Below are 13026 nucleotides of genomic sequence, written 5' to 3' on the forward strand. Positions count from 1 at the left end.
GACGGACCCACCGATGACGTCAACTCCCCTCTTCGACAGGGAGATTCGGGGGTTCCGGGCGGGTGACGGGCCGTCGCTCGTGGCCGCCTGGTGCCGGAGCGCACCGGCCGATCCGATCACCCCGGACCGCTTCCGCACCCTCGTCCTGCTCGACGCCAACTTCGACCCCGAGGGCCTCCGGGTCGCCGTGGCCGGCGGGCGCGTCCTCGGCGCCGCTTACGCGGTACGCCGGCTGACCCCGCTGCACGGCACCGACCTGGAGCCGCAGCAGGGCTGGATCCCGTTCTTCTTCGTCGATCCCGCCGCGCGCGGGCAGGGGCTCGGCCGCCTGCTGCTGACGGATGCCCTCGACTGGCTGCGCGCCCAGGGCCGTACCACCGTGGACTTCTCCTCCTACACGCCGCACTACATCCTCCCCGGCCTGGACGCCGAGACCTGTCCGGAGGCCGCGAAGCTCCTGGACGCGCTCGGGTTCCGGACGCTGTACGAGGCGGCAGCGATGGACCGCTCGCTGGTCGGCCACCGGATGCCGGACGCCGTCGCCCGGCGCCGGGACGAACTCGCCGACCGGGGCTACCGGTTCGGCACCCCGGCCGACGACGACCTGGTGGAGCTGATCGCGCTCGCCGGGAACCACTTCACCCCGGACTGGGCGCGCGCGATCCGGGAGTGCCTGGCGGCCGGTGCCCCGCTGGACCGGATCGTGACCGCCCGGGAGCCCGGGGGGCGGCTGGTGGGGTGGGCGATGCACGGGGCGTACGAGTCGGCGATCGAGCGGTTCGGGCCGTTCGGGGTGCTGGCACAGGCGCGCGGCACCGGGCTCGGCAAGGTCCTGCTCCATCTGGTCCTGGCCCGGATGCGGGCGCGCGGCGCGCACGGGGCGTGGTTCCTGTGGACCGGCGAGCGGTCACCGGCGGGCCGTCTCTACCGTGCCGCCGGGTTCACCACGACCCGGGTGTTCCGGGTACTGCGCCGGGAGACCCCCCGGTGACGCGCCCCCAACCCGCCCTGAAGCGGCGGCACTTCGCGCTCGCGCTGCCCTCCGCCCTGCTCACCGCGGGCTGTGCCGCGCCGCACCGGGGCACCGGCCGCCCCGGGGATCCGATCGTGCTGACCCTGCTCTCGCACTACTCCAGCGGGGCGCTGAAGAGCGCGCTCCAGGACCCGGTGGACGAGTGGAACGCCACGCACGACCGGGTCAAGGTCCGTACGGAAGCGGTGGAGTTCACCGATCTGCTGACCACCTTCACGGTCCGGCAGGCGGCGGGGCAGGGCGCCGACATCATCCAGCCGTACTGCCTGTGGACCGGCCAGCTCGTCCGGGCCGGGGTGCTGCGGCCCGCCCCGGCCGCGCACACGGCGGAGATCCGGCGCGGCTACAGCGCGGCCGCGGTCGGCGCCGTGTCGGCCGGGGGCCGGGTCTACGGCTATCCCACCGAGGTGCAGACGTACGCCCTCTACTACAACGCGCGGCTGCTGCGCGCGGCCGGCATCTCCCGACCCCCGCGCACCTGGCCGGAGTTGACCGAGGCGGCCGAGCGCACCACCCGCCGGGACCGGTACGGCAACACGCTGGTGCAGGGGTTCGGCCTCTCCTCGTACGACGACTCCACCACCGTCGGGCAGACCCTCGCGCTGCTGAACGCCGCCGGGGGCACCTTCGTCGGCTTGGACGGCCGGGGCACCGCGATCGACTCACCGGCCGGGCGGGCGGTGTTCGAGCTGGAGCACCGCCTGGTGAGCCGGGGGGCGAGCAGCCCCGGCGTCAACGTGTACCAGGCGTTCCCCGCCGGGCAGGTGGCCATGGTGATCAGCGCGGGCTGGTGGACCGGCAGTCTGAAGCCGCTGATGGGCGCGGACTACCGGGACGTGGGCGTCGCCCCCGTACCGGTCCCCCGTGCGGGGGACCGGCGCGCCACGCTCTCCACCGGATTCCTGCTCGGGGTCAACGCGGCCAGCCGGTTCCCGCGCGAGGCCTGGGAGTTCCTGCGCTGGCTCAACGCGGAGCGGACCGGCGCGAAGGGCGTGACCCGTATGAGCGCCCTCCAGGTGTCGGTCGGCTCGCTCACCGGCCGGGCCGACGACATGCGGGCGCTGCTCGGCAGGGGCGGGGACCCGAATCTGCGGCCGTTCCTGGACGCGCTGGCGTACGCGGTGCCGGAGCCGAACGTGCCGGGCGCGCAGCAGGCGAAGACACTGCTGCGCACCAACATCGAGGCGCTGTGGACCGGTCAGCAGTCGGTCGATCAGGCGCTGCGCACCACGCGCCGGCAGGTCGATCAGGAGGTGTCGCGGCTGTGGTGAACACGCTGGCCCCGGAGCGGGCCGGGCGTCCGGCGTCCCGCGCGCGGCCGCCGGGTCCCGGCCTCGCCGCGCGCGCCCGGCGCCGCCAGACGGTGGTCGCCTACCTCTTCCTGGCGCCGGTCCTGCTGTTCTTCGCGGTGTTCCTGGTGCTGCCGCTCGGCTTCGCGCTGCTGCTGTCGATGTCGCGCTGGGCCGGGTTCGACCCCGGGGACATCCGGCCGGTCGGCCTGGACAACTTCACGGGGCTGTTCGCGCGGGGATCGACGTTCCTGACGCCGGTCCTCACCAACACGGTGCTGTTCGCGCTGGGGACGGTGGCCGTCGCGCTCGCGGGTTCGGTGCTCGTCGCGACCTGCGTCGACCGGCTGCGGTTCCAGGGGCTGTGGCGGACGCTGTACTTCCTGCCGATGGTGACGACCGTGGTCGCCGTCGGCAATGTGTGGAAGTACATGTACGAGCCGGGCGGCCTCGTCAACGGCGTCCTCAACGCCCTCGGGCTCGGCTCGGTCGCCTTCCTCCAGGATCCGCGCACGGCGCTGCCCGCGGTGGTGGTCGTACAGGCGTGGGCCTCGGCGGGGTCGGCGGTCCTCGTCCTCACGGCGGGGCTGAAGTCGATCCCGCGCTCGTACTACGAGGCCGCGGAGCTGGACGGCGCCGGTGCCGGCACGGTCTTCCGGAGGATCACGCTGCCGTTGCTGCGGCCGTCGCTGCTGTTCGTGTGCGTCACCCAGTTCCTCACCGGGCTCCAGTCGTTCGCGCTGATCACGGTGATGACCAAGGGCGGCCCCGGGGACGCCACGGCGGTGGCGGCGCTGGAGATGTACCGGCAGGCGTTCTCGTACGGCGACTGGGGCACGGCGAGCGCGGCGGCGTTCGTGCTGTTCGTGGTGGTGCTGGTGATCACGCTGGTGCAGCTGTGGGTGTTCCGGCGCAAGGGGGAGGACGCGTGAGCCCTCGTCGTCACCGGTGGCCGTGGGTGTCGTACCTCTTCGTCGTGTCCGGTGCCGTGCTCATGGTGGTGCCGTTCCTCGACATGGTGATGACGTCCTTCAAGGGGCCCGGAGAGTCGGGGAGACTGCCGTACCGCTTCCTCCCGAAGGCATTCGGCTTCGCCAACTACCGCGCGGCCCTGCACCAGTTGGACCTGCCGGTGCTGTTCCGCAACAGCGTCACCGCGACGGCCCTGATCACCGGCTCGGTGCTGCTCACCTCGTCGCTCGCCGGGTACGCGCTCGCCAAACTCCGGTTCCCGGGGCGGGACTTCATCTTCCGGCTGGTGCTGGCCACGATGATGTTCCCGCCGTTCCTCTTCTTCATCCCGCACTTCCTGATCCTGGTGCACTGGCCGCTGGCGGGCGGCAACGACCTGCTCGGGCGGGGCGGCGCGGGGCTGACCGTCAGCATCGTGGCGCTCGCGATGCCGTTCCTCGTCAACGGGTTCGGGATCTTCCTGATGCGCCAGTTCATGGTCTCCGTCCCGGACGAGATCCTGGAGGCCGCCCGCCTCGACGGCGCGGGCGAGTTCACCCTCTGGTGGCGCATCGTCCTCCCCCAGACCGGGCCGGTCCTCGTCACCCTCGCCCTGCTGACCTTCGTGGACGCCTGGAACGAGTACATCTGGGCCCTGCTGATCTCCACCGCCGACCCCGACGTGATGACCCTCCCGGTCGGCATCCAGCTCCTCCAGGACTACGTCGACCCCACCCGCACCATGCCGGTCGTCATGGCCGGCCTGGTCCTCAGCATCCTCCCGGTCCTCGCCCTCTTCCTGCTGCTCCAGAAGCACTACATCCGGGGCGTGATGCTCAGCGGCCTGAAGTGAGACACCAGCGCGCGTCCAGATCCGCGCACCGGACGGTGACCGAGGCGTCGGTGAGCGCGATCTCGTGCGTGCAGCCGCCCTCCCCGTCCGGGAGGATCTCGTCCAGCAGCACAGTGTCGACGAGCAGCCAGTCGATGGCGCGGTGGTGGTCGACGGCGAAGTGCCGCACGCCCGAGTAGGTGATGCGCAGCCCCGCCTCGTGCTTCCACCGGTGGGCGCGAACTCCAGCACCAGTTCGCCGCTCTTGTCGGTGGCGAGGTGGATCCCGCACAGCTCCAGGTCTTTGACACAGCGGGTGGCACCCGGAATGTCGTAATGCCCGGGGTCGCAGGCGAAGTCCCGCGCCCCGGGCGGCAGTTCAGCGCGGATCTTCGGCAGTTTCGCCAGGTACGCCCGGGGGTCCAGGAAGAACCCGTGGTCCTGCCAGACGGCGGTGACGTGCTGCATCGGCGTCCCTCACAGACCCACGATCTGGTTCCAGCGCCGGGCGAACTCCACGCGTTCCGTGGAGGTGATGTCGCGGGCGATGGCGAGGCGGGAGCGCATCGTGGAGTCGGGGAAGATCAGGGGGTTGTCGGCGAGGGCGGCGGTGTCCTTGTCGGGGGCGTCGGCAAGGACGTCCTTGGCGGCGGGGACCGGGCAGACGTAGTTGACCCAGGCGGCCAGCTTCGCGGCGACCTCGGGCTCGTAGTAGTAGTCGATCAGCCGCTCGGCGTTGGCCTTGTGCGCGGCCCGGTCGGGGATCATCAGGGAGTCCGACCACAGCTCGGCGCCCTCCTCGGGGACGACGAAGCGGATGTCGGGGTTGTCCGCCTGGAGCTGGATGACATCGCCCGAGTACGCCTGACAGGCGAGGACGTCGCCGCTGACCAGGTCCTTGGTGTAGTCGTTGCCGGTGAAGCGGCGGATCTGGCCCCGGCGGACCTGCCGTTCCACCTCGTCGCACATGGTGTGGAAGTCGTGCGCGGTCCACCTGGTGACGTCCACGCCGTTGCCCTGCATCAGCAGCGCGAAGGACTCGTCCAGGCCGGACAGGAGGGTGACCCGGCCCTTGAGGCCGGGCGCCCACAGGTCCTTGACCGCGCGGATCTCGCGGCCGAGCTTCTTGCGGTTGTAGGCGATACCGGTGATGCCGGACTGCCACGGCACGGTGAACCTGCGGCCCTTGTCGAAGGCGGGCGTGCGCAGCAGCGGGTCGAGGTGCTTCGCCACGTTCGGCTGGTGCGCGCGGTCCATCTCCTGCACCCAGCCCAGCCGTACGAACCGGGCGCACATCCAGTCGCTGATGACGATCAGATCGCGGCCGGTGGACTGGTGGTTCATCAGCGCGGGGCTGATCTTGCCGAAGAACTCGTCGTTGTCGTTGATCTCCTCGACGTACTCCACGCGTATCCCGGTGCGCTTCTCGAACGCGTCGAGGGTGGGCCGGCGATTCGGGTTCTTGTCGTCGGTGTCGATGTACAGCGGCCAGTTCGCCCAGGTCAGCCGGTGTTCGGTGGCGGACGCGTCCCCCACCGAGCGATCGCCGGGCCGGACGTAGGCGGCGGGCACTCCGCAGCCGGCCAGCGCGCCGAGCGCGGCGGTGCCGCCGAGCGCGCGCAGCAGGGAACGGCGGGACACGGTCGTACGCGAAGAAGTCTGGGGCACCCCGGAAGGATGCCGGTCCCCGGTCCGGTCACACAATCGACGCTGCGTCGAGCGGGGAGCGCCCCGTCCGACACCTTGTCGATCAGCGGGGCCCGCCAAAAGGCGGCCCCCGCACAGGAGGTGGACCTGTGCGGGGGCCGCCGGTGAGGCGCCGGGAGGGCTAGCCCAGCGACGTCATCACGTGCTTGATCCGGGTGTAGTCCTCGAAGCCGTACGCCGAGAGGTCCTTGCCGTAGCCGGACTTCTTGAAGCCGCCGTGCGGCATCTCCGCGACCAGCGGGATGTGGGTGTTGATCCACACGCAGCCGAAGTCCATCTTCTTGGACATCCGCATCGCGCGGGCGTGGTCCTTGGTCCACACCGAGGAGGCCAGGGCGTACTCGACGCCGTTGGCGTACTCCAGGGCCTGGTCCTCGTCCGTGAAGGACTGGACGGTGATGACCGGGCCGAAGACCTCCTTCTGGATGATCTCGTCGTCCTGCTTGACGCCGGAGACCACGGTCGGGGCGAAGAAGTAGCCCTTGTCGCCGACCCGCTTGCCGCCGGCCTCCACCCGCGCGTGCGCGGGCAGCCGCTCGATGAAGCCCTCGACCTGCTTGAGCTGGTCGGGGTTGTTCAGCGGGCCGTAGAGCACGTCCTCGTCGTCCGGCTGCCCGGTCTTCGTCTCCTCGGCGGCCTTGGCCAGCGCGGCCACGAACTCGTCGTGGATCGACTCGTGGACGAGGACGCGGCAGGCGGCCGTACAGTCCTGGCCGGCGTTGAAGAAGCCCGCCGTCGAGATGTCCTCGACGGCCTTGGCGATGTCGGTGTCCTCGAAGACGACGACGGGCGCCTTGCCGCCCAGCTCCAGGTGGACCCGCTTGAGGTCCTTGGACGCGGACTCGGCGACCGACATGCCGGCGCGCACGGAGCCGGTGATGGAGGCCATCGCCGGGGTCTCGTGCTCGACCATCAGGCGGCCGGTGTCACGGTCGCCGCAGATGACGTTGAAGACGCCCTTGGGTAGCACCGAGCCGATGATCTCGGCGATCAGCACCGAGGAGGCGGGGGTGGTGTCCGAGGGCTTGAGGACGACCGTGTTGCCCGCGGCGAGCGCCGGGGCGAACTTCCATACGGCCATCATCATCGGGTAGTTCCACGGCGCGACCTGGGCGCAGACGCCGATCGGCTCGCGGCGAACGATCGAGGTCAGCCCGTCCATGTACTCGCCGGCCGAGCGGCCCTCCAGCATCCGCGCCGCACCGGCGAAGAAGCGGATCTGGTCGACCATCGGCGGAATCTCCTCGGAGCGGGTGAGCCCGGTGGGCTTGCCCGTGTTCTCCACCTCGGCCGCGATCAGCTCCTCGGCCCGCTCCTCGAAGGCGTCCGCGATCTTCAGCAGGGCCCGCTGGCGCTCGGCCGGCGTGGCGTCGCGCCAGGCGGGGAAGGCGCGGGCGGCGGCCTCCATGGCGGCGTCCACGTCCGCCGGTCCGGACAGCGGCGCGGTCGCGTACGCCTCGCCGGTCGCGGGGTTGACCACCTCGGTGGTCCGTCCGTCGGCGGCGTCCCGGAACTCACCGTCGATGTAGTTGCGCAGACGACGCAGCTCGGTGCTCACTGCCGGCCTCCTGATCTGGTTCGAGGGTTCGAGCGGTCCAGCCCGGACGGCCGCTGCGGCTGTCCGATCACTGAGACACCCCACCCTAGTCGGCACCCCCACGTTTTCAACACCCCCAACCCGGCCACATCTGCGAAATCCGCAAGCTTTGATCCCTCAAACAACGAATTTCATCGATCGGGGCTTGCAAAACGGACGAGACCTCGTGCACAGTGAGCGCGTGGCCAGTCGAAGCGCAGACCAGAGGGACTCCTCCCGCGAGTCCAGGAACGGCACCCCGCAGTTGGATGCCGTCTCCCTCGCCATCATTCAGCAGCTCCAGGAGGACGGCCGCCGGCCGTACGCCGCGATCGGCAAGGCCGTGGGCCTGTCGGAGGCGGCCGTGCGCCAGCGCGTCCAGAAGCTGCTGGACCAGGGCGTGATGCAGATCGTCGCCGTCACGGACCCGCTCACCGTGGGCTTCCGCCGGCAGGCGATGGTGGGCATCCACGTCGAGGGCGATGTCGAGTCGATCGCTGACGTGCTGACTGACATGTCGGAAGTCGAGTACGTGGTGATGACCGCGGGCTCGTTCGACATCCTCGCCGAGATCGTCTGCGAGGACGACGACCACCTGCTGGACGTCATCAACAAACGCATCCGGGCGCTGCCCGGCGTGCGCTCCACCGAAAGCTTCGTATACATGAAGCTGAAGAAGCAGACCTACATGTGGGGAACCCGATAACCGTGACCCAGAAGGACCTCAGCCGCACCGCGTACGACCACCTGTGGATGCACTTCACCCGCATGTCCTCGTACGAGAACTCTCCCGTCCCGACGATCGTCCGGGGTGAGGGCACCTACATCTACGACGACAAGGGCAAGCGCTACCTCGACGGTCTCGCGGGCCTGTTCGTGGTCCAGGCCGGGCACGGCCGCACGGAGCTCGCCGAGACCGCCTTCAAGCAGGCCCAGGAGCTGGCCTTCTTCCCGGTGTGGTCCTACGCCCACCCGAAGGCCGTGGAGCTGGCCGAGCGCCTCGCCGACTACGCCCCCGGCGACCTGAACAAGGTCTTCTTCACCACCGGCGGCGGCGAGGCCGTCGAGACCGCCTGGAAGCTGGCCAAGCAGTACTTCAAGCTGACCGGCAAGCCCACCAAGTACAAGGTCATCTCCCGCGCGGTCGCCTACCACGGCACCCCGCAGGGCGCCCTGTCCATCACCGGCCTGCCGGGCCTGAAGGCCCCCTTCGAGCCGCTGGTGCCGGGCGCGCACAAGGTGCCGAACACCAACATCTACCGCGCGCCGCTCTTCGGTGACGACCCGGAGGCCTTCGGCCGCTGGGCCGCCGACCAGATCGAGCAGGAGATCCTGTTCGAGGGCCCGGACACCGTCGCCGCGGTCTTCCTGGAGCCGGTGCAGAACGCCGGTGGCTGCTTCCCGCCGCCGCCGGGCTACTTCCAGCGCGTGCGCGAGATCTGCGACAAGTACGACGTGCTGCTCGTCTCCGACGAGGTCATCTGCGCCTTCGGCCGCCTCGGCACCATGTTCGCGTGCGACAAGTTCGGCTACGTCCCGGACATGATCACCTGCGCCAAGGGCATGACCTCGGGCTACTCCCCGATCGGCGCCTGCATCATCTCCGACCGCCTGGCGGAGCCGTTCTACCAGGGTGACAACACCTTCCTGCACGGCTACACCTTCGGCGGCCACCCGGTCTCCGCGGCCGTGGGCCTCGCCAACCTCGACCTGTTCGAGCGCGAGAACCTCAACCAGCACGTGCTGGACAACGAGGGCAACTTCCTCCAGACGCTGCAGAAGCTGCACGACCTGCCGATCGTCGGCGACGTCCGCGGCAACGGCTTCTTCTACGGCATCGAGCTGGTGAAGGACAAGGCCACCAAGGAGTCCTTCAGCGACGAGGAGACCGAGCGCGTCCTGTACGGCTTCCTGTCCAAGGCGCTGTTCGAGAACGGCCTGTACTGCCGTGCCGACGACCGCGGCGACCCGGTCATCCAGCTCGCCCCGCCGCTGATCTCCAACCAGGAGACGTTCGACGAGATCGAGCAGATCCTGCGGGCCACCCTCACGGAGGCGTGGACCAAGCTGTAATCAGCTGACGGTGTGACCGCGACCGGCCCCGGAGCCGCCCGTTCGAGTGAGAACGGGGGCCCGGGGCCGTGTGCTGTCCGGCCACCGTGCGGCGGCTGCCTAGCGTGCCAGTGACCGATCGGCCCTGCCTTCGTTCCCCCGTATGGAGGAACGGGCACGGGAAAACGGATCAGAACCGAGGTGTACGCCCATGGAGGCTCCGCCGGACAACGACGTGCTGTGGGCACGGTCCCTGCACTTCACGCACCCCGACGGCTCCCCCGGACTCGCGGGGGTCTCGATCGCCGTCCGGGAGGGCGAGATCCTCGCCGTCAGCGGCCCCCGGGGCAGCGGCAAAACGACCCTGCTGCGCTGTCTGTCGGGCCTGGAGCCGGTGCGCGAGGGCGAGGTCTGGTTCAACAGCACGCCCGTGCACACCCTCGGCCCGGCGAACCGCGAGCGGCTGCGCCGCGACCGCTTCTGCTGGATCGGCCCCGAGCCGGGCCTGGTGCCCGAGCTGAACGCCTGGGAGAACACGGCGCTGCCGCTGATGCTGCGCGGCACCAGCCGCCGCCGGGCCAAGACCACCGCGCTGGAGTGGCTGGAGCGCCTGGACATCGGGGAACTGGCCCGCAAGCGCCCGCACCGGCTGCGCCAGTCCGAACGCCAGCGGATCTCCATCGCCCGCGCACTGGCCCCGGCGCCCACCGTGCTGTTCGCCGACGAGCCGACGGCCCCGCTGCACCGCGCCGACCGCGGCCATGTGCTGCGCACCCTCACCAGCGCCGCCCGCTCGCACGGCATCACCGTGGTGCTCGCCACCCACGACCCGGAGACCGCGGCCTTCGCCGACCGCACGGTGAACCTGCTGGACGGCCGGCCGGTGCGGACCGTACACCTGCCGGAGGTCCCCGACGCGGAAGGCCGGGCCGCGTGCTCGATCTCCGTCTGACCCGCGCGGCCCGGCCCGCCGTCCAGCTGCGCCGCCTGCTGGTGGCGGGGGCCTCGGCGGGCACCGGCTTCCTGCTGCTGTCCTGCCTCGGGTACGCCCTGAAACGCCCCGAGGCCGCGGGCTCGGGCGCGCTGCGGCTGGCCTGGTGCGTGGTGCCGGTCGCCGCGACGGTGTACCTCGCCCTCGCCGTGGCCCGCACCGACCCCGGCACCCGCCCGCGCCCCGGCCTCTCCGCCATCGGCCTCGGCCCGGCCCGCCTGATGGCCATCTCCGCCCTGGTCACGGCCCTGGCCACCACGCTGGGCTCGCTCGTCGCCCTCTCCCTCTTCCTGCATCTGCGGGGCGATCTGAAAGGGCTGCCGTTCGACGGCGCGGCCGCGGCCTTCCTGGCCACCGGGAAGCCCCTCCCCCTCGCGGCGACCGGGACCCTGCTGGCGGTGGTACCGGTGGTGGCGACGGTCGCGGTGGCGGTGGCCCTGCGGCCGAGGGATCCACGGCCGGTGGCGCGGCCGCAGCGCCGGTATCTGCCGTTCGTCAGGCAGGCCGGGGGTCCGGCCGCGGCCGGTCGTACCGCGGCCGGGACGGAAGAGGCGGCCACCGGGGCCGCCCCTTCCGGTGGGGGCGCCCCGCCGGTGCCGGCCAACCGGATCGACCCCCGGTTCGCGCCGCCACCGCGCCCCGACAAGACCGACGACGACAAAGGCCCCGGCGACACCCCCTCCGGTCTCCCCTGGGCGGTGGCCCTCGTCGCCGCCGGACTCACCGCCCAGGCGTACGCGGGGCGCACACCCCGCACGCCCGCCTTCACCTTCACCGCCGCCCCCACCGGCGCGGGCTTCTTCCTCCTCGGCTGGCTGCTGACCGCCGTCGGTCTGGTCCTCGCCGCGCCCGGCCTCACCCACCTGTGCGGCCGCCTCCTCCAGTGCGCCCGCCCCGGCGCCCTCCGCCTCCTCGCGGGCCGGGGTCTGATGGCGGAGGCCACCAGGATCGGCCGCCCCCTCGGCATCCTGTGCGCGGTCACCGCCGCCGGGTACGCCATGACCACCCTGTACGACGCCCCCGGCCGCCCCTTCGGCCCGCTGAGCGCCCTCGGCGCGCTGGTCGTCGCCGGCTGCGCCTTCGCCACTTTGCTGACCGTGGCCGTCGAAACCCGCCAGTGCCGCGCCGGGACCACCGACGCGCTGCTGCGCCTCGGCGCCCCCGCGTCGGTGCTGCGCGGCGCCGCCGCCCTGCGCGCGTTCACCCTGCTGGCCTTCTTCGCGCCGCTCACCCTGGCGATCGCGGCCCTGGCCGCCTTTCCGCTGAGCCGCTGAATCGCCGGGCCGCTGAATCGCCGGGCCGCTGACTCGCCAGGCCGCTGACTCGCCGGGCCGCTGAGGGCTTGACGGCTTCGGGGCTTGGGGGCTTGGGGTTTGAGGGGCATCGCCGTACCCCCGGTCGCGGCCGGGCACCGGGCCGGTCCCTAGCATGGGCGGATGCCCACTCCACCCGCCCAGCCGCGGCGCGCCGCCCGCGCCCAGGAGATCGAGTCGCTCGCCGAGTTCGACCGTGCCGTCGCCGAGCACGGCTCGCTGGCCCGCTTCCGCGTCCAGGCCGTGGACCTGACGGGCCGTACCGGCGCGCTGCTGCGTCTCGACACCACGGACGCCGTCTTCCTGGGCTGCCCGATGGCCCCCGAGGCCGCCGCCCGCGTGCGCGCGTCCGGCGCCCTGGTGTTCCCGCCGGTCCCGGGCGTGCCCTTCGACCCGTACCGGGGCCGCCCCTACACGCCGGACGAGCTGTACGCGTCGCTGGAGGAGGGGTACGAGGCGACGCCGGACGCGCGGGCCCACGACTGGTTCCGGCGGACCACGGCCGACGGCGACGTCTTCGCCTCGATGCTGCGCGCGATCCATGACGACGCCGTCTCCGACGCGCTGGACGAACGCCTCGACGGCTGCCGGGTGGCCGGGGTCATGGGCGGTCACGCGATGGCCCGGGGCACGGTCGAGTACGCCGGTGCCGCGCGGCTCGGCCGCTCCCTCGCCCGCGCCGGTTTCACGGTCGCCACCGGTGGCGGTCCGGGCGCGATGGAGGCGGCGAACCTCGGCGCGTACGCCGCCCCGTACGCGGACACGATGCTGGACGAGGCGCTGGTGCCGCTCGCCAAGGCGCCCTCGTTCCGGCCGTCCGTCACGGAGTGGGCGCGGGCCGCCTTCGAGGTGCGCGCCCGCTGGCCCGAGGGCGGCGCCTCGATCGGCATCCCGACCTGGTTCTACGGCCATGAGCCGCCGAACGCCTTCGCCGCGCACATCGCCAAGTACTTCGCCAACGCCACCAGGGAGGACGGCCTGCTGGCCCGCTCCACCGCCGGGGTGGTGTTCCTGCCGGGCGCCGCCGGGACCGTACAGGAGATCTTCGACAACGCGACGCCCAACTACTACGCGTCGTACGGCGCGCCGCGGCCGATGGTGCTGGTGGACCGGGACCACTGGACGCGGGAGCTGCCGGCGTGGCCGCTGCTGCGCTCGCTGGCGCGGGGGCGGGAGCTGGAGTCCCGGATCGCTCTGGTGGACCGGATCGAGGAGGCTCCGGAGGCCCTGGCCCGGCTGGGGGCGGACTGAGGCAGAAGTATCCCTACGGCGCTCGTCAGAA

Annotated in this window: 12 protein-coding genes; 9 read left to right on the forward strand and 3 right to left on the reverse strand. The window is 71.8% G+C overall.

What is annotated here, in order from left to right:
* The first annotated feature begins 13 nt into the window (after nucleotides 1-13).
* Genes QHG49_RS10415 through QHG49_RS10430 form a run of 4 tightly spaced genes read left to right on the forward strand, consistent with a single transcriptional unit; the run spans nucleotide 14 to nucleotide 4126 of the window.
* A complete protein-coding gene (locus QHG49_RS10415) occupies nucleotides 14-991 on the forward strand; it encodes a GNAT family N-acetyltransferase (RefSeq protein ID WP_301488828.1) in 978 nt (325 codons plus the stop codon).
* Nucleotides 988-2304: an extracellular solute-binding protein gene (locus QHG49_RS10420; RefSeq protein WP_301488830.1), complete on the forward strand. Its 1317-nt coding sequence runs from the start codon at nucleotides 988-990 to the stop codon at nucleotides 2302-2304. The genes QHG49_RS10415 and QHG49_RS10420 overlap by 4 nt, the downstream gene beginning before the upstream one ends.
* Nucleotides 2298-3254, forward strand: a complete 957-nt coding sequence (locus QHG49_RS10425) for a carbohydrate ABC transporter permease (RefSeq protein ID WP_145485553.1) — start codon at nucleotides 2298-2300, stop codon at nucleotides 3252-3254. Before QHG49_RS10420 ends, QHG49_RS10425 begins: the two co-directional genes overlap by 7 nt.
* Complete coding sequence (locus tag QHG49_RS10430) at nucleotides 3251-4126, forward strand: carbohydrate ABC transporter permease (RefSeq protein ID WP_236576468.1); 876 nt, start codon at nucleotides 3251-3253, stop codon at nucleotides 4124-4126. The genes QHG49_RS10425 and QHG49_RS10430 overlap by 4 nt, the downstream gene beginning before the upstream one ends.
* Here the strand turns inward: QHG49_RS10430 and QHG49_RS10435 are convergent.
* The 3 genes from QHG49_RS10435 to QHG49_RS10445 all read right to left on the reverse strand — a co-directional run bounded on the left by QHG49_RS10435 (nucleotide 4110) and on the right by QHG49_RS10445 (nucleotide 7370).
* On the reverse strand, nucleotides 4110-4295 hold the full coding sequence (locus QHG49_RS10435; RefSeq protein WP_301488832.1) for a hypothetical protein: 186 nt from the start codon (nucleotides 4293-4295) through the stop codon (nucleotides 4110-4112). The two genes, QHG49_RS10430 and QHG49_RS10435, sit on opposite strands and share 17 nt — an antisense overlap.
* A gap of 287 nt (nucleotides 4296-4582) precedes the next feature.
* Entirely contained in the window at nucleotides 4583-5773 is a 1191-nt protein-coding gene (locus tag QHG49_RS10440) for an extracellular solute-binding protein (protein WP_159705452.1), read from the reverse strand.
* Between the two features lie 160 nt (nucleotides 5774-5933).
* On the reverse strand, nucleotides 5934-7370 hold the full coding sequence (locus QHG49_RS10445; protein WP_159705449.1) for a gamma-aminobutyraldehyde dehydrogenase: 1437 nt from the start codon (nucleotides 7368-7370) through the stop codon (nucleotides 5934-5936).
* A gap of 205 nt (nucleotides 7371-7575) precedes the next feature.
* Here QHG49_RS10445 and QHG49_RS10450 point away from each other — a divergent pair, with 205 nt between their 5' ends.
* From QHG49_RS10450 to QHG49_RS10470, 5 genes are all read left to right on the forward strand, one after another.
* Nucleotides 7576-8094: an Lrp/AsnC family transcriptional regulator gene (locus QHG49_RS10450; RefSeq protein WP_145485556.1), complete on the forward strand. Its 519-nt coding sequence runs from the start codon at nucleotides 7576-7578 to the stop codon at nucleotides 8092-8094.
* Nucleotides 8079-9461, forward strand: a complete 1383-nt coding sequence (locus tag QHG49_RS10455) for an aspartate aminotransferase family protein (protein ID WP_145485557.1) — start codon at nucleotides 8079-8081, stop codon at nucleotides 9459-9461. Before QHG49_RS10450 ends, QHG49_RS10455 begins: the two co-directional genes overlap by 16 nt.
* Before the next feature lie 190 nt (nucleotides 9462-9651).
* Nucleotides 9652-10392: an ABC transporter ATP-binding protein gene (locus QHG49_RS10460; RefSeq protein WP_145485558.1), complete on the forward strand. Its 741-nt coding sequence runs from the start codon at nucleotides 9652-9654 to the stop codon at nucleotides 10390-10392.
* Nucleotides 10374-11705 carry a hypothetical protein gene (locus tag QHG49_RS10465; protein ID WP_301488841.1) on the forward strand — a complete coding sequence of 444 codons (1332 nt, stop codon included), beginning with the start codon at nucleotides 10374-10376 and terminating at the stop codon, nucleotides 11703-11705. The genes QHG49_RS10460 and QHG49_RS10465 overlap by 19 nt, the downstream gene beginning before the upstream one ends.
* 162 nt (nucleotides 11706-11867) lie before the next feature.
* Nucleotides 11868-12995: an LOG family protein gene (locus tag QHG49_RS10470; protein ID WP_301488843.1), complete on the forward strand. Its 1128-nt coding sequence runs from the start codon at nucleotides 11868-11870 to the stop codon at nucleotides 12993-12995.
* The last annotated feature ends 31 nt before the right edge of the window (nucleotides 12996-13026 follow it).

It is taken from the genome of Streptomyces sp. WP-1 (genome assembly GCF_030450125.1).
Lineage (GTDB): Bacteria > Actinomycetota > Actinomycetes > Streptomycetales > Streptomycetaceae > Streptomyces > Streptomyces incarnatus.

What these genes read in the sequence shown, in the direction of transcription:
- QHG49_RS10460 (WP_145485558.1), top strand. Translation starts at nt 9,652, where the DNA reads ATGGAGGCTCCGCCGGACAACGACGTGCTGTGGGCACGGTCCCTGCAC.
- QHG49_RS10415 (WP_301488828.1), top strand. Translation starts at nt 14, where the DNA reads ATGACGTCAACTCCCCTCTTCGACAGGGAGATTCGGGGGTTCCGGGCG.
- QHG49_RS10470 (WP_301488843.1), top strand. Translation starts at nt 11,868, where the DNA reads ATGCCCACTCCACCCGCCCAGCCGCGGCGCGCCGCCCGCGCCCAGGAG.